28 protein-coding genes are annotated in these 21,007 nt (G+C 44.6%); 7 read left to right on the top strand and 21 right to left on the bottom strand.

The genetic code is table 11. From position 1 onward, the window contains the following. Positions 1–29: 29 nt before the first annotated feature. From comGG to comGA, 7 genes are read right to left on the bottom strand one after another with little or no spacing between them, the layout of a single operon-like run. Positions 30–419 (bottom strand): competence type IV pilus minor pilin ComGG, encoded by a 390-nt coding sequence (gene comGG, locus M4I42_RS03505; protein WP_268850864.1) that lies wholly within the window; start codon positions 417–419, stop codon positions 30–32. After that, a complete protein-coding gene (gene comGF / locus M4I42_RS03500; protein WP_268850863.1) occupies positions 419–853 on the bottom strand; it encodes a competence type IV pilus minor pilin ComGF in 435 nt (144 codons plus the stop codon). The genes comGG and comGF overlap by 1 nt, the downstream gene beginning before the upstream one ends. After that, on the bottom strand, positions 850–1,173 hold the full coding sequence (gene comGE / locus M4I42_RS03495) for a competence type IV pilus minor pilin ComGE (protein WP_268850862.1): 324 nt from the start codon (positions 1,171–1,173) through the stop codon (positions 850–852). Before comGE ends, comGF begins: the two co-directional genes overlap by 4 nt. Further along, entirely contained in the window at positions 1,157–1,597 is a 441-nt protein-coding gene (gene comGD, locus M4I42_RS03490; protein ID WP_268850861.1) for a competence type IV pilus minor pilin ComGD, read from the bottom strand. The genes comGE and comGD overlap by 17 nt, the downstream gene beginning before the upstream one ends. Next, on the bottom strand, positions 1,587–1,883 hold the full coding sequence (gene comGC, locus M4I42_RS03485) for a competence type IV pilus major pilin ComGC (RefSeq protein ID WP_268850860.1): 297 nt from the start codon (positions 1,881–1,883) through the stop codon (positions 1,587–1,589). The genes comGD and comGC overlap by 11 nt, the downstream gene beginning before the upstream one ends. 14 nt (positions 1,884–1,897) lie before the next feature. Then, the gene (gene comGB, locus M4I42_RS03480) at positions 1,898–2,932 is read right to left on the bottom strand and encodes a competence type IV pilus assembly protein ComGB (RefSeq protein WP_268850859.1); all 1,035 of its coding nucleotides are present in this window, start codon (positions 2,930–2,932) and stop codon (positions 1,898–1,900) included. After that, positions 2,922–3,983, bottom strand: coding sequence for a competence type IV pilus ATPase ComGA (gene comGA / locus M4I42_RS03475; RefSeq protein ID WP_268850858.1), 1,062 nt, complete (start codon positions 3,981–3,983; stop codon positions 2,922–2,924). Before comGA ends, comGB begins: the two co-directional genes overlap by 11 nt. Positions 3,984–4,209: 226 nt before the next feature. On the opposite strand from comGA, the gene M4I42_RS03470 reads away from it, so the two are divergent. Together M4I42_RS03470 and M4I42_RS03465 are read left to right on the top strand one after the other, a co-directional pair. After that, positions 4,210–4,920 (top strand): helix-turn-helix transcriptional regulator, encoded by a 711-nt coding sequence (locus M4I42_RS03470; protein ID WP_268850857.1) that lies wholly within the window; start codon positions 4,210–4,212, stop codon positions 4,918–4,920. Positions 4,921–5,005: 85 nt separating this feature from the next. After that, on the top strand, positions 5,006–5,248 hold the full coding sequence (locus M4I42_RS03465; protein WP_268850856.1) for a DUF2626 domain-containing protein: 243 nt from the start codon (positions 5,006–5,008) through the stop codon (positions 5,246–5,248). A gap of 30 nt (positions 5,249–5,278) precedes the next feature. On the opposite strand, the gene M4I42_RS03460 is transcribed toward M4I42_RS03465, so the two are convergent. Together M4I42_RS03460 and M4I42_RS03455 are read right to left on the bottom strand one after the other, a co-directional pair. Next, on the bottom strand, positions 5,279–6,409 hold the full coding sequence (locus M4I42_RS03460; protein WP_268850855.1) for a class I SAM-dependent methyltransferase: 1,131 nt from the start codon (positions 6,407–6,409) through the stop codon (positions 5,279–5,281). 202 nt (positions 6,410–6,611) lie between these two features. After that, positions 6,612–7,244: an MBL fold metallo-hydrolase gene (locus M4I42_RS03455; protein ID WP_268850854.1), complete on the bottom strand. Its 633-nt coding sequence runs from the start codon at positions 7,242–7,244 to the stop codon at positions 6,612–6,614. A gap of 88 nt (positions 7,245–7,332) precedes the next feature. Between M4I42_RS03455 and M4I42_RS03450 the strand changes: the two genes are divergently transcribed. Together M4I42_RS03450 and M4I42_RS03445 are read left to right on the top strand one after the other, a co-directional pair. Next, complete coding sequence (locus M4I42_RS03450) at positions 7,333–7,746, top strand: hypothetical protein (RefSeq protein WP_268850853.1); 414 nt, start codon at positions 7,333–7,335, stop codon at positions 7,744–7,746. A gap of 55 nt (positions 7,747–7,801) precedes the next feature. Next, positions 7,802–7,978, top strand: a complete 177-nt coding sequence (locus M4I42_RS03445; RefSeq protein WP_268850852.1) for a DUF2759 domain-containing protein — start codon at positions 7,802–7,804, stop codon at positions 7,976–7,978. Positions 7,979–7,994: 16 nt separating this feature from the next. Here the strand turns inward: M4I42_RS03445 and M4I42_RS03440 are convergent, their stop codons facing one another. The 5 genes from M4I42_RS03440 to M4I42_RS03420 all read right to left on the bottom strand — a co-directional run bounded on the left by M4I42_RS03440 (position 7,995) and on the right by M4I42_RS03420 (position 12,447). Next, a complete protein-coding gene (locus tag M4I42_RS03440) occupies positions 7,995–8,315 on the bottom strand; it encodes an MTH1187 family thiamine-binding protein (protein ID WP_268850851.1) in 321 nt (106 codons plus the stop codon). Positions 8,316–8,358: 43 nt separating this feature from the next. Beyond that, complete coding sequence (locus M4I42_RS03435; protein ID WP_268850850.1) at positions 8,359–9,525, bottom strand: M14 family metallopeptidase; 1,167 nt, start codon at positions 9,523–9,525, stop codon at positions 8,359–8,361. A 119-nt stretch (positions 9,526–9,644) separates the two neighbouring features. Continuing rightward, positions 9,645–10,604: an ROK family glucokinase gene (locus tag M4I42_RS03430; RefSeq protein ID WP_268850849.1), complete on the bottom strand. Its 960-nt coding sequence runs from the start codon at positions 10,602–10,604 to the stop codon at positions 9,645–9,647. Positions 10,605–10,610: 6 nt separating this feature from the next. Beyond that, positions 10,611–10,823 (bottom strand): YqgQ family protein, encoded by a 213-nt coding sequence (locus M4I42_RS03425; protein ID WP_268850848.1) that lies wholly within the window; start codon positions 10,821–10,823, stop codon positions 10,611–10,613. 166 nt (positions 10,824–10,989) lie between these two features. Then, positions 10,990–12,447, bottom strand: coding sequence for a spore germination protein (locus tag M4I42_RS03420; protein ID WP_268850847.1), 1,458 nt, complete (start codon positions 12,445–12,447; stop codon positions 10,990–10,992). 124 nt (positions 12,448–12,571) lie between these two features. Here M4I42_RS03420 and M4I42_RS03415 point away from each other — a divergent pair, with 124 nt between their 5' ends. Then, positions 12,572–13,444 (top strand): hypothetical protein, encoded by an 873-nt coding sequence (locus tag M4I42_RS03415; protein WP_268850846.1) that lies wholly within the window; start codon positions 12,572–12,574, stop codon positions 13,442–13,444. A gap of 215 nt (positions 13,445–13,659) precedes the next feature. Here M4I42_RS03415 and M4I42_RS03410 read toward each other — a convergent pair whose 3' ends face one another. From M4I42_RS03410 to M4I42_RS03380, 7 genes are all read right to left on the bottom strand, one after another. Beyond that, a complete protein-coding gene (locus M4I42_RS03410; protein ID WP_268850845.1) occupies positions 13,660–14,856 on the bottom strand; it encodes a rhomboid family intramembrane serine protease in 1,197 nt (398 codons plus the stop codon). A gap of 4 nt (positions 14,857–14,860) precedes the next feature. Then, on the bottom strand, positions 14,861–15,043 hold the full coding sequence (locus M4I42_RS03405) for a hypothetical protein (RefSeq protein WP_268850844.1): 183 nt from the start codon (positions 15,041–15,043) through the stop codon (positions 14,861–14,863). 71 nt (positions 15,044–15,114) lie between these two features. After that, positions 15,115–16,077: an L-lactate dehydrogenase gene (locus M4I42_RS03400; protein WP_268850843.1), complete on the bottom strand. Its 963-nt coding sequence runs from the start codon at positions 16,075–16,077 to the stop codon at positions 15,115–15,117. An 89-nt stretch (positions 16,078–16,166) separates the two neighbouring features. Further along, positions 16,167–16,943: a DUF92 domain-containing protein gene (locus M4I42_RS03395; protein ID WP_268850842.1), complete on the bottom strand. Its 777-nt coding sequence runs from the start codon at positions 16,941–16,943 to the stop codon at positions 16,167–16,169. Beyond that, positions 16,936–17,505: a 5-formyltetrahydrofolate cyclo-ligase gene (locus tag M4I42_RS03390; RefSeq protein WP_268850841.1), complete on the bottom strand. Its 570-nt coding sequence runs from the start codon at positions 17,503–17,505 to the stop codon at positions 16,936–16,938. Before M4I42_RS03390 ends, M4I42_RS03395 begins: the two co-directional genes overlap by 8 nt. A 49-nt stretch (positions 17,506–17,554) precedes the next feature. Then, entirely contained in the window at positions 17,555–17,704 is a 150-nt protein-coding gene (gene rpmG / locus M4I42_RS03385) for a 50S ribosomal protein L33 (protein ID WP_066326207.1), read from the bottom strand. A gap of 74 nt (positions 17,705–17,778) precedes the next feature. After that, positions 17,779–20,172, bottom strand: coding sequence for a sugar phosphate nucleotidyltransferase (locus tag M4I42_RS03380; RefSeq protein WP_268850840.1), 2,394 nt, complete (start codon positions 20,170–20,172; stop codon positions 17,779–17,781). 152 nt (positions 20,173–20,324) lie between these two features. On the opposite strand from M4I42_RS03380, the gene M4I42_RS03375 reads away from it, so the two are divergent. Beyond that, the gene (locus M4I42_RS03375; protein ID WP_268850839.1) at positions 20,325–20,681 is read left to right on the top strand and encodes a hypothetical protein; all 357 of its coding nucleotides are present in this window, start codon (positions 20,325–20,327) and stop codon (positions 20,679–20,681) included. Continuing rightward, a partial coding sequence (locus M4I42_RS03370) for an aminodeoxychorismate lyase (RefSeq protein WP_268850838.1) occupies positions 20,678–21,007 on the top strand: 330 nt, incomplete at its 3' end. The genes M4I42_RS03375 and M4I42_RS03370, both read left to right, overlap by 4 nt.

Genomic DNA, 21,007 nt, shown 5'->3' with positions numbered 1-21,007 from the left:
AACATACCATATTGACGGCCAATAATGAACTATGAATATGTTTCTTTCCATTCGATTAACTCCAAGGCGGGAAAAGAAACGGTAAACTCGGCGCTATAGCGAATGCCTTCGTGCGAAATAACGGCGATCGTCACCTTTATTTCGTTTTTCGTCCCCTGTTTCCACTCATATTGCGCCGTGCCGTTCGGATATATGAACGTCCCTTGTCCTGTTTGTTTCGCCGGAACGCTAGCCGCGATTTGCGCCTTCACATCGACAACCGCCATTTGCATGAGCGAATCGACATCATACGATTGTTGCTCGTATTCCGCCAGCTGCATTTCGATATGGTACAGCTCCAACACGTGAAGCACTGATAAGCAAAACAAAAGAGAAAACATCATCGTCAGCGGAAAAATGACACCTTTTTCGTTTTTCATCACGGCTTCACCTGCACCGGAAAAAAGGTAGAAACAAACGCCTCGTATCGCTTTCCTTTCGTCGTTATCACCTCAATCCACACACCGTTTTGCGCCAATTCGTATCGCACGTCGGAAATGGACTGTAACACGACTTCATTTCCTTGGCCGTTCACACGCCGTCGAATGAGCGAGCCATATTTTTCAAAGCTCACTTTCTCTCCTGTTGGCTTATACGCATACAGTATCGTTTCTGTAGTTTGAAGCTGTTTTGATTCGCGAATTTCGCTTTTCATTTGTTCGAGAAACACTTGCCATTCGAGCGGATGAAATTGGTTGAGCTGCTTTTCGTGCAACCAACGAACATCTAATAAAAATGGCAAAAACGAAACGACGAGTAACACGATCGATAAAACAACAAGCATTTCAAGCAATGTAAACCCACGATGATTCATTTTTTTACATATTCGCACCTTTCTACCGTTCGGCTCACATAGTCGTTCCAACGGACGCACGCTTTTCTCATCCCGTTGCCTACTTCCGTCCAAGAAATCGCGTACGTCACCCCTGCAACCGTCACCGTTTTGTCCGCTGGCTGAGCGTCACGGTTCATTTCTGCATGAAGAAGTTGTTGGGCTTTGTTTTTTAAAGCGACATTATGCCGCTCTACCATAATTTGCGTCAATAGCGGCAACAACGCTATCGTGATCATGAGCAGCACCGCCGATGCGACAAGCGCCTCGACAAATGTAAAGCCGTTACAATTTTTGTACATAAAATCTTCCTTTCCCGAGTAAAAACACGAGTTTGTACGTTGTTTTTCCGTTTTTCAGCAATACCGTTCCTGATTTATTCACATTGCCGTTTGCTAAAAACGTTAGCGGATTTTGCAATGTTGCTAGTTCGATTTTCCACGGACTTGGAAGCGACCGATCAATCAAGACGCGACCTAGCGTATAGCGCTCGGTCATTCGATACCGCCCCTGTGCATTATAAAAAACGACAACGACTGATTGTCTATGTGTCAATGCATATGCTTGGGCATATAATAAGTCATCCGTCAACTGCTCGAGCATATGTGTCTCTTCTTTCGCTTTCTTGAGCCGATCGATTTGCGGAATAGCGACGATCGTCAGCGTGCTGACGATCATCAACACGATAAGCAACTCGAGAAGCGTAAAACCGTTTTTACGAGCCACTTTCGCTCACTTCACCATCGCTGCCGATTTGAATCGTATGGCCATTCGGGCATTTATTCGATTTAATATAGTTTCCATCCAACAGCTGCTGAACAGTCGGGATCACATCGTTTTCCATTTGATACGCCTTCACTTGTGCTTGAACGGTCTTCACGAACGCCTGGCATCCTTTATCATTAATCATTCCATTATGTTTCGTAATGTTTGGAATCATAATTAATAGCAATACAGAAATGACCATAAGCACAATTAACATTTCGATTAACGTAAAGCCTTTTTCTTTCATAGATAAATTCCCCCTTACAGTTGATTCATTGTTTCAAACATCGGCAATAAAATCGCTAAATACAGACAAACAACGAGCAAACCGATGAAAGCGAACAACAGTGGTTGAATAAAACGCGTCCATTTTTCGATTCGCTCTTCCATTTTTTGTAAAACAAACTGACTGTAATGAAACAGCTCCTTCGCTAATTCACCGTTCGATTGGCCGTGACGAATGACGAGCAGAAGCGCTCGTTCATAATAAGGGCGCTCTGCAATTAATGTTTCTAACTTCTCGCCTTTTGCCAACTGCTCTTTCATCGTACTTCCTTCCGCACACAAAAACGGAACGTGATGTTGTCTTTCGAATACTTGCAGCGATTCATAAACCGACAATCCACCGTTTAATAAGTGACTAAACTGTAAAGAAAAGACGTGTGTGTAGTAAAGTGTGGCAACCGTACGAAGAAACGGGATTTTCAACCATAAGCGAATTTGCGTTAGAGGAGGAAGTCGTTTCGCCCATATGGCATACACACTTCCCCCTATCACGCAAAGAAAACAGACGGATAGAAAAAGCACCGGCACTATCGAAACGATTTGTATGAGGAAGTACGAAACGGAAGAACGAGTGGTGGCAAACGAAGACGAAAGATGAACAAACTGCGGAAGAAGCATTTGTTGAACAATAAGAAGCATGACCACCATAAAACAAAGAAGAAATAGCGGATAACTTGCTGCTTTGCGCAGGCGCTGCCAGTACTTCGCTTTATTTAAAAGCATATTTCCTGCCTCGACTAATCCTTGAGCGAACTGCCCGTGTTGTTCGGCAAAAAATAAATACCCTACCGCTTCCGAATGAAACGAAAGCGGCTGTAACGCTTCGTGAAAAGATAAGCCAGAACGGAAAAAAGATAGACAACGCTGCAAATCATGCTGGCGAGCAAGCGGCTGTTGAAATTGCAAAAATTCCATCGCCTGTGCCAACGAATACCCTTTCTCAAGCAGTTTCCCAAGTTGCAATAAAAATTGCCCTTGCTCTTCTAACGGCCATGTTTTATTACGCTTCATCCATTCCCCACCCTTTCGAAGAAGGGGATAAAAACCCGAGAGCGATTCCTTTTTTAATCATTTGTGGCAACGTCGGATATCGGTAAGTGACGTGTTCGCCCCGCGCTTCTTCGATAGCTTTTCCCAACGCTTCTCCATACAGCCACTCATAAATAGCCGCTCGCCGTACCGATCTTTGCCTGCGGCAAAACGGGGAACACGCTTCCCCGCAAAACGGGCAGACTAATTCAACAAGACGTTGAGCTGTAACAGCTAATAACGTTTGCTCGATTTCTTGTAAGGAAACATCAAATTCAAGCAGCCGGTAAATCGCACCGACAGCATTTTTCGTATGCATCGTCGTCAACACTAAATGCCCTGTTAGCGCTGCACGAACAGAAATTTTCGCCGTTTCCGCATCGCGAATCTCCCCGACCATAATAACGTCAGGGTCATGGCGCAAAATCGCTTTCAATCCTGTCGCATACGTAATACCTGCTTTTTCATTCACTTGCACTTGTAAGACGTTTTCCGTTCGCTTTTCAATGGGATCTTCTAGCGTAATGACGTTTCGGTTCCATTCGTCTTGGCATACGCGCAACAACGTATACAGCGTCGTCGTCTTTCCGGAACCGGTCGGCCCTGTGAAAATGATTAGCCCGTGAGAATGATGGAGAAACGACAATAACTTTTTCGTCGCACTCGGGAATAGTGAAAGCTGTGATAGAGGAAGAAATGAGTCTTGCGGAAGAAGACGAATAACGAGGCTCTCATCGTAAAACGTCGGCAACGTGGATAGCCGCAAACTGATGATGCCGCTATCGATTTCCATTTCCATCGCCCCGTTTTGCGGGCGCCGCCGCTCACCGATATCCATATCGGCCAAAAATTTAAAATGGGCCACAAGCCGTTCGTGCAAGTCTTTTGGCAATTTTTCTTTCATCACTAATACCCCATCAAGCCGAAACTGCACGATGGCGCCATCCTTTTTTGGAACGATATGAATATCTGACGCCTGTAGAGCACTTGCCTCCCGTACTAACCGATCCGCTACTTTTTCTACGTCGTTCATTCGTTCACCCCTTTCATTTTGTTTCGCCATACTTATTTCGCCACCTTTTTTCAAATTCCTTCTTCTATTCCGAAAACATAACAAATTTTTTTGCTTTTTAGGGCAAAAAGGTGAATAATTTATGAATTTTGCCCGAACTTTACAATTAATTACTATAAATATGATTCCAATGAAAAAATAGGTGTATTATAATAAACGTAGCATCGACAGTTTAGAGGTGAAAACAATGGATCAAGTTTTAAAAATTACAAACGTATTGGCCGATCCGACTCGCTACCACATTTATGAATATATTACAAAAAAACATAAAGAAGTATCCGTTCAAGAAATTGCGGAAGCGTTTAACATCCATCCAAACGTCGCTCGGCTTCATTTAACGAAACTGGAAGATGTCAATATGCTCGTTTCTGAAACACAAAAAACGGGAAAAGGCGGGCGTCCAAGTCGTCTATATCGTCTGTCGGACGATGTCATTCAGCTTCATTTTCCGTTCCGAGATTATCAACTTCTTTCGAAAATCGCCATCCAAACGATGATGAAGCTCGGAGAAGCAGGGAAACAAGTGTTGTACGAAACAGGGAAACATTTTGGCAAAGAATTAGTCGAGCAACGTCTTTCTCATGACCAATCGACAGGATCGTTAACGTTTGCAGAAAAAGTGAACATTTTAAAAGAAGCGGCGGAAACGGCTGGGTTTTATCCATCGTTTGACTATAATGAACAAGAACAAAAAATTTATTTTCAAGTCTTTAACTGTCCGTTTAAAGAAGTCGCTTTTCAGCAACCGGAAATGGTATGCGGCATGCACCATGCGTTTTTGCGCGGCATGTTGGAAGCGCTGTTCGATCGGGTAGAGTTAGCGGAGCTAGAGAGCATGACGAGCGGCTGTGATTTTTGCGCATATCGCGCCATTGTCGATTCCCCTAGCCAACATTGAATTTTGAAAGCGTTGTTTACACGTGGATTGCATGTACATTATAATATGTAAAGGCAATCATTTAACGGAAAAGGAGGGATACATAATGGATCGCATGTTTCGCGTGTTGTCGTTCTGGACGGGCATTTTCGCCGTCATGTTTTATCTTGGCCATATGCAAACAACATCGTTGATTTTCTTTGGTCAAACGGTATTTTTCTTATTGCTTGGATACTTAAAATTAACCGAACGGATGTACATTTACATCTTCGGCGCATATTTAACCATCTTCTTCGCTGCGTTTACGTACTGGACGACGTTTATGATGGTTCCAGGCATGGGCGAGTAAGGAAAAAAGCGATGGCAAGCCATCGCTTTTTTATTTTAAAAACCGCGGTTCTTTCCATAATGTATCCCACTCTAGTTTAATCCCTTTTTGCTGAATCATCACATGAAAGGACGAACTAATTCCTTCATCAGTAATGAGCGACCGAATCGCTCGGTTACGCCGGCTTTGCTCCGAAAACGGATTTGGGTCGTGGTGTGCCACTAAATAATCAAGAATGCCTGCCGCCAATAAAAACCGGTCTTGTCGAATCGTATGTACCCATTCCCAACCAGCTTTCTCTCCATACAACCGAAGGGCGTCCCATGGAACGTGGGAAGTGATGTCCATTTCGCTTGGGTAGGCAAGCGGATTCGCAATGAGCCGATGTTGGTAATAGCCGCGTAAACTTCCTTCTCGGCGCGGCGCCTGTTTCCACTCTTCGTCCGTATATCCGTAGTCGACGGTAAACATCACGCATTTGTTAAATAGCGAGGCATATTCCAATAGAAACGCTTTCATCGCAAGCGGTACTTCGATTCGCTGCCCGTCCATGAGCGAAAGATTTCGTTCACGCAAATAGGAAACGATCGCTTCGTTTTCAAGCGGCTGTTTTTCTTCTTGTAGCCGGCCGTTTTTGACAGTAACAAACGATTCATACAATTGGCCTTGTTCGCTTGTAATGACGTGGACAGGCAATGCATCAAAAAATTCGTTGCTAAAGACGATGCCGGAAAACTGTTGTTGTTTCTGGTAGAACATTTCCATATCCGCATATTGAACAACGGTTTGTTGAAAATCGGCGAGTGCTTCCTGTTGTCTCGCCCGCTGATAAGGGCTTGTGTCAATGATGATATACGTCAATTGTTCATATGTAGAAAACGACCGGTCTCTCCATTCTGTTAACACCGCGCGAGCAAACTTTCCATCCCCACCGCCAAGTTCACAAATGCGCGGAGGAATTTTTCCTGTCTCCACGAGCTTAATAAATAACGAAGCAAATAATTTCCCGAACACGTCAGAAACATAGATGCTTGTAAAAAAATCGCCGGAGCGTCCGATTTTGGCGCGATCTTTCATGTAATAGCCGTTTTTTTCATCATATAATGCAAGATTCATATAATCGGCGTACGAGATTCGCTGCTGTGGCGATGACATAATCGCTTCTACAATGTAATTGCTCATGATTATTTGCTCCTTTTATGTTTTCACTATTGACATAGTAAAAATATTATTATATCGTTAAGGTAGTAGCTTAACTATATCCCCTCCCATTATTGAGGATAGAACATCCCCCAAAGCCCCTTCTCGATGGAGAAGGGCCTTTTTTTGTTGAATAAATGATGATCGCTGCCGTATTTTCCCCATGAGTGGAGAGTTTTTTGTTTTAAAAGCCGTTTAAAAACGGATTCGTATCCATTTCTGCCTCAAGCGTCGTTTCCCGACCGTGACCCGGCAATACGACCGTTTCTTCCGGCAACAAAAGCAAACGGTCATGAATGCTTTGCATCAGTTCATCATAGTTCCCGCCAGGTAAATCCGTCCGACCGATACTTCCGGCAAACAATACGTCACCAGAAAAGACAGCTCCGATCTTTTGACAGTAGTAAGATACGCTGCCCGGCGAATGTCCTAGCGTTTCGAGCAATTCAAACGTAAAGGAACCGATCGTCAATGGCTTTCTCGTCTGTAGACACTGCGGAACGTAGCCAACTTTTACTTGTTTGCCGATAAAATAAGCTGAGCCGTTCAATAGCGGATCCGCTAGCCATTCTTTTTCATTCTCATGAATATATACTGGAACCGCCCATTTTTCCACGACTTCATTAATCGCGCCGATATGGTCGAAATGCGCATGCGTCAATAAAATGGCCAACGGTTTATATCCTTTTTCTTCTATATAGCGAACGAGCTTCTCTCCTTCGCTGCCTGGATCGAAAATGACACACGTTTGGTCAGCGTCTGCCAAAATATATGCGTTTGTTTGCAACGGTCCGAGTGGAATACGCTCCCACTTCATCATCATCCCTCCATTTCTTTATACCCATCATTTTACTCTACGGATTTGTTTGTTACAATGAAAGAAAACGTAAAAGAAGGAGTATTTTATGAGAAAAAGATATGCTGTAGCTGCTTCTGAATCGGTGGAGCCGCATACGATCACCGACTGCGACGAAGAGTGGCTAATCGTTTCCGAACTTCCGGATCACGCCCACGACTATGAAGCACTGATCGAGCTCGACGCGCCGACCGTCACGCCGCTTTTCACTGATTACGGATTCACCTCTTTCAACGGACGGGTTTACCTTTATGAATCGCTTGTCACTGCGTTTACGATTGTCGCTTTCAACAAAGTCGAAACGGACATGTTTTTGCTTCAGCTTGAGGAATATATGATCGCCCAAGAACAAACAATTTATTATATCGCGAAGCATCATCAACCATTGTTGGAAAAAACAGCTGCTACCTATCGTGTAGCCATCCACATTTTCGACCTCGACAAATATAGAAAAAACGATTAAAATGTAAAGAGATTGTTCTTACATATAGTTTCATTGATAAAAGGGGGGAAGTGGCATGGGTTTAGTCATTATTTTTGCGTTAGTGACATTGTTAGCGCTTTACGGCGTCGTCCGCTCGCTTCGTGAAAAAAATATACTCGCTTTATTGTTCGGTTTAGGGACAGCAGCTGTATTCGGCTGGTTCACGGTAATGACGGTTCTTCACAACGGATTCCCAACAAGCACAGTCTAAAAACAAGAGGCGCGTTTTAAGCCTCTTGTTTTCGTTTTGCTTCGACACTTGCGACTTTATCCACCATGCGCTGCTTTTTGTCGCGGCGATCGTCGATGCGAATATTCGTCGCTACCCGCTGAACGCCTTTTGCAAACGGGACTTCGTGAATCGCTTGAACGACCTCAAACAATACCGGAAGCTCCCCTTCAATGATCGTATTCATCGGCGTAAGCATAAACTCAATTTTTCCGTCCCGTTTATATGTGTCCAACACTTTGTGAATTTCCGCTACATACTCACTGACGCTCGGGCTCGCTGTCCCAATCGGGATAACGGTTACGTCTACAATCGCCATTTGAATTGCTCCTTCCCATTCATTTATCCTTAAAACTTGTTTCTCAACAAACAGCTAACAAAGCAAAAAGCATGTTACGGCTTGCTTCGTAAATCGTTTCAAACTGCTCAAGCGGCAGCGGATTGACCCCTTCTCCTAATTCGACCGTATATCCTGGGCGTTTCCACGTTTGAATAAACCAGTCGCGATAGCCTGCATGGCTATCAATGTAGCGAATCGCTTGATACCCGCTTGCGTTCGCTAATTCGTTCACAATGAGCTCCGATTCTTTCGGTTCAAAGCCTTCATAGCCCCAATAAATTTCTTTTCCTTGCGTATGAAAAGCGACAATTAGCGAAAAATCGCTGTCTTCTGTTAACGCCACCATTGCCTTCACTTCCGGTTCCGTCAGCGGAGCAACCCCTGGAAAATCGCGCGGCGCAGGCGCTTTTGGGATTTTGCGCTGTTGTTCTATTTCCCATTTTGCAGGAAATTGATTATTTAAATCCACCCCACAAATATTTGCTTTCCATTGCGAGAAATCAGAACTTCCATCATTTATCTGAAGGACGTTGCTTCGATATGGCTCTGCCGCCGGCGGACCATGTAACACTAAATTCACGCCGTCTGGGTTGACCATTGGAACAATCGATAATGTCACTTTTTTATAATAATCAAGCAACGAACGGTCAACGGGACATGTTCCGTTCGTTAGCCTTAATACATATTCATTCACAAACGCCATGACAACCGCCGTTGTAATCCATTCATTCGCATGAAACGAAGCGTTCACATGAATTTTTTTCGGCCCTCGCCCGATCGAAAGCTCGATTAACGGACAACCAAGCACGCTCGTTCCGATCACTCTTTGTTTCATAAACGGATAATACGTGCATAAGTCGTCAATATCTTGTTTCATTACCGTAAAATCATAGTTTTGTTTGCCGTTGACAATCGGTGTTTCTAGGCGACGCGGAATCCTTAACAGCAGCCGATCCTCGTTCATTCGCTCGAGCGCTTCGACAGGGAGAGAAAGCGATTTGGCGATTTGGTCAAACGTTTCCGCTGTTTGGCTATGATAAGTAACGACATCGTACCCTGGGATACGAACGACCTCGCCTTCGTGCAATTCATGAGGAAGATGCGGATTCGCATCTCTTATTAATTCAGGTGGAACGGAAAACCATTGACTATACCACTCCCATGTATCCCCTTTACGCGCGTAAATCATAAACGTATCGCCCCCTTTTTTTCAACATATGAACAAATGAAGAAAAAATGTGCACAAAACGGAGGGCTTCACGTCATCTGTTTGTTTAGCAGAAAAGGGCGTCTATCAAAGACACCCCTTTATTCCCCAAACGCTTGTTTCGCTAGCCAAGCGCCGCCGATAACACCGGCATCGTTGCCGAGAGTGGCAATGACAATGGACGCACTTTCGGCCACTCGCGGAAATGCAAACCGCTTGAAATATTCTGTCACTCGCTCCGCTAACCAATTTCCTGCTTTCGATACACCGCCACCGATGACGATTTTTTCAGGATTTAACGCATTCGCTGCGTTCGCTAACGCCAAGCCGAGATGAAAGAACACTTCTTCGACCACTTCAAGCGCTAAACGGTCGTTTTCCTTTGCCGCATCGAGCACGTCTTTCGCTGTAATCGTTTCTAGCTTCCGCAACGAACTATCTGTCTCGCTTGTTGCCAGCTTTTCTTTCGCTAGTCGAACGATTCCAGTTGCGGAAGCAATTGTTTCGAGGCAGCCGGTTTTGCCGCAGTTGCATGGCGCGCCACCTTCGGGCACAGAAGTAATGTGTCCGATTTCTCCCGCTGCGCCGTTCGCCCCACGGACGATTTGACCGTTGGCAATGACACCGCCACCTACCCCTGTACCGAGCGTGACACAAATTAAATTTTTTGCACCGTTCCCTGCGCCTTTCCACATCTCGCCGATGGCCGCGATATTCGCATCATTATCCACCACCGCCGGCAGCGATGTTTCCACTTCCAACAAATTTTTTAACGGATAATTTTTCCATCCCAAATTAACAGCCTCATACACTAATCCCGTATCGCCATCGACTGGTCCCGGTGCCCCCATTCCGATGCCGATCAGCTTCTCTTTTGTTTGCCCGTGTTCTTGTAGTTTTTGATCAATTGATTTAGCAATATCCGTCACAATATACTTCCCTTGATCTTCAAGATTCGTAACAATTTCCCATTTGTCGATCAACTCACCGTATACGTTCACAAACGCCATTTTAATCGTCGTCCCGCCTAAATCTACGCCTACTACCCATTTTTCCGCCATCGTCACTCATTCCTTTTTCATCCGTTTTTCTCGTTCAAATTGCGCTTCATGTCTAACGATTAACAGCGCCATTTGGTAGTCTTTCACATCAATTAATTGCGATTGATATAGCTCTTTTAATTCTTCTTCCATCAGCTCTAAATCGGCTAAACGATCACCGACATAAATAATCGTGCCGAATTTTTTTAGCAGCTGCTGCACGTCGTACACGCTTTTCATCTCTTCACCTACTGCATCTTCTTTTTTACCCACTATAAATGTATAAAGAAACAATAAGAACCGTCAAGGAAAGAACGAAGAACGACGTAAAAAATTCACAGGAAAAAAGCAACCGCTGCGACTTCAGATCGCAAAAAAAAGCCTATCTCTCAATCGAGATAAGCGTTTAGCGATCCGGATCGCGCGGATGCAATACGGTTGGCCGCCGATTTTTAAGCGGAATCGGGGAACGAATTAACACATCGCGCATCGCTCGATATGAAAATGGAATAAACGGCCATAAATACGGCACGGTGAACGATTTCATTCTTGCAAGCATGACAAGCCAAAGCGTAATGCCCCCTACATAACCGTAAACACCAAACAGTGCGGTCACAATCAACAACCCGATACGGACGAGGCGATTCGCTAATCCCATTTCATAGCTTGGAGTCGCGAACGTCCCAATCGTCGCAATTGAAAAATAAAGAATGACTTCGTTCGAAAAAATGCCGACCTCGACCGCAATTCCGCCAATCATTAGCGCTGCAACAAGCCCGAGCGCAGTCGCTAGCGAAGAAGGGGTATGAATCGCTGCCATTCGTAGCATATCAATCCCTAGTTCAATAATCAAAAGCTGTGCAAATAACGGTAACGCTCCTTCGCTCGCTTTTCCAATAAACGAAAGCGCTGCCGGTAATCGCTCTGGTTCGGTCATAAATAAATACCAAAGCGGCAACAAAAAAAGCGACGCCCAAACCGCAAAAAATCGGACGAGGCGCAAATACGCCCCGACAATCGGCTTATTGCGATATTCCTCCGCGTGTTGCAAATGATGCCAAAAAGTTGCCGGCATAATTAACACACTCGGTGAGCCGTCGACGATGACAAGCACATGGCCTTCGTATAAATGAGCTGCTGCTGTATCGGGCCGTTCCGTATAGCGAACGACCGGATACGGATTCCAATGTCTTCCCGAAATAAACTCTTCTAACGTTTTTTCGCCCATCGGCAATCCGTCCGTGTCAATCTTGGCAATCGCTTCTTTAATGTTATGAACAATTTCAGGATTAGCAATGTCTTCAATGTAGCACACGCAAAGATCCGTTTTGGAACGTCGCCCCACTTGCATATATTCCATCCGCAACGTTCGGTCGCGAACTCTTCGCCGCGTTAACGCGGTATTAAAGACGATCGTTTCAACAAACCCGTCGCGTGCGCCGCGAACGACGCGCTCCATATCCGGCTCCTGTGGTCCACGCACCGGATACGTACGCGCATCAATTAAAATTGCATAGTCAAGCCCATCGACAATTAAAGCGGTAGGGCCTGCTAATACTCCATCGACGACGCGGTTCAAATTATCTGTTTTTTCTAATTCCACATATGGGATATACGTTTTCAACAATTTTTCTAATGGATTGTCACGAAGCATTTCATCGTTTAAAACCGCAAAAAATTGCATAATATAATGCAAAATGTCATCTTTCACAAATCCATCGATCATAAAAAAAGCCATTTCCCGTCCAGCGTACTCGACATCCAAATGAATAACGTCAAAACTTTTGCCAACCCCGAGCCGCTCCCGCAAATAAGCGACATTTTCCGATAGCGCTGCCGAAACCGCTCGTTTTTCTTGCTTCATTTTTCCCACCTGCCCGCTCCGTTATTTACCTTCCATCATGGACAATTTCCAAGAAATTCATACATATTTTTCAACTGAACGGCATACATTGGTGAAAAACTTGTCCGCACAGATGGAGGAAACTATGAAACGAACATTCCAGTGGATGACTTTGTTGATCGCATTTTTGCTCACTTTGTATGCCTTTCCATTCTCTCTTGAGAAGCCAACAAAAGAAACAATCATTTTTTTCCCGATTGACCGGACAGCTTCCTTTACAAAAACAGCGACTACTTTGCAAGCTCAACCGCAAAAGCCACACGGTCCTTACTCGCTCCTTTGGACCGTCTCTTCTTCGCTAAACCGAAACGCATACTTGCGCCAAGATATTTCTTTACTTTTTGCCGATGGTCAATTAATTGGAACGTTATCCAAATGGAATGAAAATAACCAGACGCTACTTCAAGAGGGGGAAATAAAACAAAAAGATAGTCATTTTTTCCAAGCAATTTCGTTTCATTACGGGGAAATTCATCGGGATCACAAAATCACTAGCACCCAAAGCATGAGCGGAGATTATTTATATGTCATCGCTTCACCGTATGATCCGTTTACGTCGTTTCGACGAGGCAAAACAGCAGCAGAAAAAGAATGGCAGCGCGTGCTAACAAAAACGACGACCGATTTTCTCCAATACAATGCGAAGACCATGTTGGACGATTTAGCGATTCATGTACAAAACTACTATCATTTTTATTTGCCAGAATTACTTGCCTACAACGAACAGCCATTCCCGGATTTATCGCTAGAAAAAACACAAAAAATTATCGGTAATCTTTGGGAAGGATTGTATAAAAATTATTTTCTCGGCGTGAAACAAAAAGATGGGACCATCGTTTCGCCAATTGGCAGTACGATGCCGCTTCTTCTCATCAGCAAAGATTACTCCCATTTGATCGTGCTGACGAAAACAAAAAATGGGGAAACGGTGCAACTTTTGCAACAAATTTCCCCTTAAATCTCTCACCGACTAAAGTCGTGGGGTTCTTGTGTACTAAAAGGTTTCCCTTATACCTGCGTATAGGAACTCTCCCTTGTTCCACAAGACTTTCATGGGCAAACACCTTTGCAGTGTTTCACGCCCTGTACGCCCGATTCAAGACGTTTGGTTTCGCTGAACAACCTATCTATAAATAATATAATATCACGTTTGGCTACGCCAAAGTCATTTCGTCATTGGAACCCGATGGATAAACCGACCGCTACCAACAAAGCGGTCAACATAAAAAACGTTAGCTGCCGCCTCCATTGGCGGTGGCGCGGCAAATGAACGATGCCGGCCGCTAAAAAACCGCCAACTAAACCGCCAATATGACCTGCATTATCAATGCCAGGGAGCAACAATCCGAGCCCTAAATTCAGCACGACAAGCCCGATAATATTCGTTCCCATCGTTTGAAAAAAGAGGTGGCGATACACCGTCCCAAAATAAAGAAGCGCACCAAACAGACCAAAAATCGCTCCTGACGCTCCTGCGGAAAGCGATGTGGTAAATAGAAAACTGCCGAGCGTCCCGAAAAAACCAGCGACCAAATAAATGAATAAAAAACGCCAAGAACCGTACAACCGCTCCGTCGTCATTCCTAAATAATAAAGCGCCATCGTGTTCATGAATAGATGAAAAAAGCCGATGTGCAAAAAAATCGGCGTAATAAAGCGCCACCATTCTCCTTGCTGCATCAGCGGGTTAAACTTCGCCCCATAGCGAATTAATACGTCCGGGTTCGTGCTGCCACCTTGCAGTTCAAGAATAAGAAACATCAATATTTGTAGACCGATGAACACGTATGTAAACAACGGGTTTCCATATTCAAGCACACGTGCTTCTTTTTCCCGCCGCTCTTTTTCTAAGCGAAAAATCGTTCGCTGAATATGCTGCGCCGCTAAAAACGGATCAGCTTCACGCGCTACACTGTCCAACACAACAGGCTCGTTCACTATTTCGCTTATTTGCTGCAACGCCTGTATCGCATTACTAGAATGGAACAATACCGTTTTCAACTGCGGGAGATCCGCTTGGACGTTAGCGACAACCCACTCCCAATCATCAACGGGAGGATAAGTAGACACATACACATTCAACACTTGAACAGATCGCCGCAAATGCCGTTTTTGCAACTGCGTAGCGACGTGCCACGTATATTCAAGGTCGCGCTTCAACCAGTTACTCCAGTCCACGTCATAGCGAACGAGGCGAATGAGCGGCACATCTTTCCGTCCGAACGACTCGAGCCAAATTTCATGAGGGACATTGGCTAGTTTAATGATGCGGTATTGCTTTTTTATAAAAAAATAAACAAGCTGCCAGTAGACAAGATCCACGTTCCCCTCTCCCTTTCTTATCACCAAAAAGAGCAATTTTTTTCCCATTGTATCATACTTCACGAAAAACTTGGGAAACAATTGTATTGCGGATGACCGGAACCTTCATCCCTACCCGCACCATCCATTGTTGTAACGGACGAATACGCAAAATCACATTCAACGTCCGATACCGATAGCGGTAAACAACTAACACTAATAACAAAACAAATACGGAATAGATTGCCCTTCTCATCTTTTCTCCTCCTCTCTACCGTTTCTTTATTCTTTTCTCCAAAAGGGGAAAAAATTATAAAAGCGCCCCCTTTAAGGGCGCACTTCGTTTTGGAAAAACGGCTCCATTACCTGCTTTAACACATTTGCCGAGTGAGCAAATTTCGCACGTTCTTCTTCTGTCAGCTTTAACTCGATGATTTCGCGAATGCCGGTTCGATTGACAATGGCCGGAACGCCAATGTAAATGTCATGTTGGTCGTATTCGCCATCTAAATAGGCGGATACCGTTAACACAGAGTTTTCGTTTTGTAAAATCGCCTTCGTCAAACGGACAAGCCCCATGGCAATGCCGTAATAAGTAGCTCCTTTTCGTTCGATAATGTGGTAAGCGGCATCGCGAACGTTTACAAAAATTTCTTCCAAATCTTCTTGTTTGTACTGTTGTCGCTCCTTCACAAGATCAACTACCGATCTTCCTCCGATATCAGCGTGGCTCCAAACCGGCAACTCCGTATCGCCATGTTCGCCAATAATATAAGCGTGTACGTTTCTCGCATCCACTTGGAAATATTCTCCTAATAAATAACGGAAACGAGCCGTATCTAAAATCGTTCCTGACCCGATTACCCGTTCTTTCGGCAGCCCAGAAAATTTCCATGTTGCGTATGTTAAAATGTCGACCGGATTAGTGGCGACGAGAAAAATGCCATCGAACCCACTCGCCATTACTTGCGAAACGATCGACTCAAAAATTTTCATATTTTTATGAACTAAATCGAGACGCGTTTCCCCTGGTTTTTGATTCGCTCCTGCCGTAATGACGACGAGATCTGCATCTTTGCAGTCGCTGTAATCGCCAAACCAAATTTTCGTTGGTGACGGAGCAAACGGAAGTCCATGGTTTAAATCCATCGCATCACCTTCCGATTTTTCTTTATTGAGATCAATTAACACAAGCTCTTCCGTTACCCCTTGGTTGAGCATCGCAAACGCATAGCTTGAACCGACAAACCCGGTTCCGATGAGAGCCACGCGGTTTACACCGTTCGCCATTCTTTTCTCCACCTTTCACGTTTATTAACGTTTTTATCTCCTTTGCCGTTTACCATTGTACATCGTTTCCTTTTTGTTTCTTCTTGCATTTATTGCAATTTTGTGACAAGAAAATAAACAATGATTGAACAAAAAATCGCCAACCAGTTGACAACATCATTATTGAACCAATCTCGCCCTTTTATTCGTACAGTCTGCCTTCCACAGTGCTTCCTTTTTTCTGTTTCCATCCCGCAAACGGTACAACGGTATGCCGCTTGCCAAACCGCTCCGAAATATGTATCAATGAGGCTTCCGAATAAGCCGAACAAGCTCACTGTTACGATCGGAACGTCGTGCCACAATAGAAATCCGACCACAGCAATTAAGAGAGCACCGAAATAGGACGCTAACGTTCCTGCCATTGTTACGGCTCCCGATGTGCCGGGATCTACTTTTTTCCACGTTGTGATCAGTCGCGGCGTTTCGCGGCTTACACTCCCGATTTCCGACGCCCACGTGTCGGCATTCGCTGCTGCAAGCGAAACGACAAACAATACATGCCAAAGCGGCGAAGGAAAAGCGAGCGAAATAAGGCTAATCCCTGCTGGTATGCTGCCGTTCGCCAACACTTGAACATAATCACGCTGCGCTCCTTTTTCCACTTTCTCAGCTAGTTTTTGTTTTTGTTGGTGGCGAAAATGGCTCCAAAAACTAGACGTAACAAAAAATACTCCTAGCAAACATAACCCTTGCCACGAAAAACTAACCGCTACCGCCATCCCGACCAACACGGTCGCTGCCGCTCCCGATAACGAAAGCGAGCGAACGAAAAATCCACCGATTGCGACGATCAGCACTGCGGCCATATACAACCATTCATTCATGGCAAACGATAACCTTTTCGTTTGTAATAATGATATCGACCGGAAGATCATGCGGCTCAGTCGGAAGATGATCGACTACTTGAAACGCATACGCTAACGAAATAGTCGGTTTTTTTACCTGTTGTAAATATCGGTCATAATAGCCGCCACCGTAGCCAATTCGATATCCGTCTTTTGAAAAACAAATTCCTGGAACGACCATCAAGTCGATGGCCGCCGGCTTCACTTCATCCGTCAACGCTTCAATCGGCTCTTGTAAACCGAAATAAACTGTTTCTAATTGCGCAAACGAACGAATGGCACGAAACGTCATCGTTTTCGTTGCCGGATCACATTTCGGGACGCATACTGTTTTTCCTGTTTGCCAGGCGTTTTCAATCATCGGGATCGTATTGATTTCATGTCTCTTTGCAATGGTCAGCGCTACTGTTTGTGCCTCTTGCCAAAGCGGTAGCGCGTATAAATTTCTCACCATTTGCTCCTCGTACGCTCGTTTTTCTTCGACCGTTAATTCGTGTAACCGAGCTTTCATTTGTTCGCGAATCCTTTGTTTTTCTTCCATGTTGCCCCTCCTTTTAACAAAAAAGCAGCAGGAAATCGCTTCCTACTGCTTACTTTGTTTCACGGTGAACGGTTGCTTTTTTATCTCTTGGGCAATATTTTTTTAATTCAAGACGGTCTGGGTTATTGCGTTTATTTTTTGTCGAAATATAGTTACGTTCGCCGCATTCTGTGCAAGCTAATGTAATGTTTACGCGCATCTTTTTCCCTCCAAACTTTTTATAATCAGACCTTTCTATGATAGCATTTTTTTTTTGCGATTTCCATATTTAATTTATACATTTTGATATTGGCGGATTTTTTTTATATAGCGCGTCACCGTTTCCCGTGCTTTTTGCCCATCAAATGCTTCCGAATAAATAGTAAATATCGGTTGGTCTAACTCCGGTAAAATAAATGTCCATCCACCATCAGGGTGCCACACCTTTATTCCCCCGCTCACGTCGAGATTCGTTTCTATTTCATCCTCCATCAGCTTTCGCATCACGACAGCGCGAGCGTTCCAAGGGCAGAAAACATAATCTTTTAACCAATGCAACCGCGGGATCGAAGCAATCACTTGCGACAGCGGACGCGCTTCCACCGCAAAAAGCTGAAGCAGTTGAACAAACGCAAACACCGCATCGTATAAAAAATGAAACGGGTGCGGCCATGCGCGCAATATTTCTCTTCGCGTCCCCTCCACCCTTTTTACTTGCCCATTCAAACGGCTCGCAATCACCTCAAGGGTGGAAGGGGCATAGTTTGGAATCGGCACAGAGCGATCGGCACGAAACCATAGCGATATGATTGTGTAAAGAAAAAATAGTTGCTCCTCTGTTAATATATTCCCTTTTTCGTCCATGACTAAAAACTGTTCTCCGTCATTTTTCGCAATGAGTGCAAATAATGCATTCGTCGTCTTGAGATACTCACTTAGTTCATGAAGAGGTGCGTTTTTTAAAATCGCCATGTCGCACTGCTGATCGTGAAGCAGCTGTTCCACAAGGCGATAAACGTTTTCGTCGGAAACAAAAATGGCTTTTGCATGACAAAGAGGCAATGCAATATGTTGGTGTATCGCTTGGATATAAGAGGTACTTGGCTGTAGTTCGTAATTAGAAAAACCGATTTGTTCAAGCGAAACACGGCGGAGTTTCTCTTGAACGAACGCGTGTTCAACTGCTTTTTCACGAAAGCGATCGAGCGGGTAGCCGTGTTCATCATATAAATCAATATATACTTTTTGTTCGCTTTCCTCTAAAAAAATATAAACCCCACCTGCATATGGTGACTGCGATAGGTGATAACGAACGACTGGTGCTGTTACACCTTCTTGCCATTCAGCCGTGCAAATTCCGGACGTGTGCAACCCTTGAGCGAACGCTTGCTTCATAAGGTTCGTAAACGGATGCCCATCACCGGCAACGATAATATGACTATGCAGCGGAAGTGTGCTTCCATAAGCTGCACCGAGTTTCGTTACATATTCCGGCGTCATCTCGACATTCGCTACCCCGGAAATGCCACGTGTGCCAAATAGCGGCTGCAACGCTTGCTTTCCCCAAAACAGGGAAGAATGGACGACTGTTCCTTCGCCAATCGTTTTTTTCGGCCATATTTTAATAGTTGGCTTAACCTGCACGTTCGGTTGAATCGTACAATGGCTACCAATAACGGATTGCTCTAGCAATTCGACATGATTCGCTACATACGTATCGCCTGCCAACAAGCTACCGCGCAGCTCACAATAACGGCCAATATATACGCGATCCCAAATAACGCTTCGTTTAACGGAAGTATGCTCACCAATTTGCACGTTCGCACCGATAACAGTATACGGCTCAATTTTTACGTTTTTGCGGATGCAAGCTCCATCCCCGATAAACGCAGGACCGATAATGACCGCTCCGTCTTCGATTTGTACATCGGCGCCGACCCACACGTGCGGAAACAGCTCTTTCCCATTGATCGAAACGTGTACATGTTTATTTAAAATATCTATATGCGCTTTTCGATATTGCTGAATCGTGCCAATATCAAGCCAATATCCTTTTGCTAAAAAGGCGTATAGCGGTGCATCGTTCTTCAATAACATCGGAAAAATATCGCTGCTGAAATCGCATGTTTCATTTTCATTAATATGTTGTAAAATATCTCGTTCAAAAATATAAATGCCCGTATTCACGAAATCACTATATACTTCATTCCATTTCGGCTTTTCGATCAACTGTTTGACTTTCCCGTCGTTTGCCGCAATAATCCCCCCGTAATCAAGCGGATTTGCCTGTTGCGACGTCACGATCGTCGCAAGTGCATGACGGTCACGGTGAAACGCTATCGCTTCCGATAAATCAACATCCGTTAAGGCGTCGCCGCTGACGACGACGAACGTATCGTCAATAAATGATTCCGCATGTTTAATGCTCCCCGCTGTCCCAAGCGGCTCTTGTTCTTCAAAATAACAAATGTTTACGCCAAAGCGGCTTCCGTCTCCAAAGTATTGTTTAATCGTTTCGCCTAGATAGTGAATCGTAATCGCAATATCCGTCACCCCAAATCGCTTCAGCCACTCGATCGTATATTCCAGCACCGGCTTCCCGACAAGCGGAACCATCGGTTTTGGAACATCGCAAGTAAGCGGACGTAACCGTGTCCCCCTTCCTCCAGCCATGATAATCCCTTTCATCTCCCCTCCACCTCCTATTCATTTTTTTTGTACAGAATATTCTTACAACATCTTTTTATTTTCATTTTATCCCTTGCTATTCACGCTTACAATATGGACATTTTGTCGATTTTATGTATTTACTTATGATATATTCAAAGAGGGGGATAAGAATGATGGAATATACGATGTTTACATTGATCGGCATCTCGTTTTTGCTATTGCTCGCATCCTTTTTTGGAAAAGACCGCATCAAACATCTAGAAGAACAGCTCGATCATTTAACGCTTTCGCTTGCTCAAGAAACATACCAGTTGAAAAAGCGGCTCAAAGTATTAGAAGAAGAATTGTTGATGGAGGACGAATCGAGCGCAGAACCGCTGAAAAAGCGAAGCGACGATGCCTTTTTCTCCGCGCACGACCGCATCTGGCTGCTTTACAAACAAGGGCTCTCCGCGGAGCAAATTGCGCGTGAAACAGCGATGACAACGGAAGAAGTCCGTATGATTTTACGGGGGATTGCCCGATGAAAAAAGAGATTCGTGCTTTTGCGCTCGGCATGTTGCTCTCGACCTCCATCATTGGCGCCGTGTATTACAATGAGCCGCAAAAGCTGACAGAAGCACAAGTAGACGCTTATTTGAAAAAAAAGAACGAAATCGCGATGAGCAAAGCGCAGTATAGAGCACTCAAAGAAAAAGCAAGCCAAACGAACAAGCCAACGAACACAATGGTACCGAATCCTGCAACGATTCGCATTTACCATCTCGTCATCCAAAAAGGGGACGTTCCCACCAAGTTTGCGAAAGAGTTAGAGGCAGCGAAAATTATTGCCGATGCTAAAGCGCTCACGAAC

Source organism: Anoxybacillus sp. J5B_2022, from assembly GCF_026847645.1.
In the GTDB taxonomy this organism is placed as follows: Bacteria; Bacillota; Bacilli; order Bacillales; family Anoxybacillaceae; genus Anoxybacteroides.
This window is presented reverse-complemented; position numbering and strand designations above follow the sequence as displayed.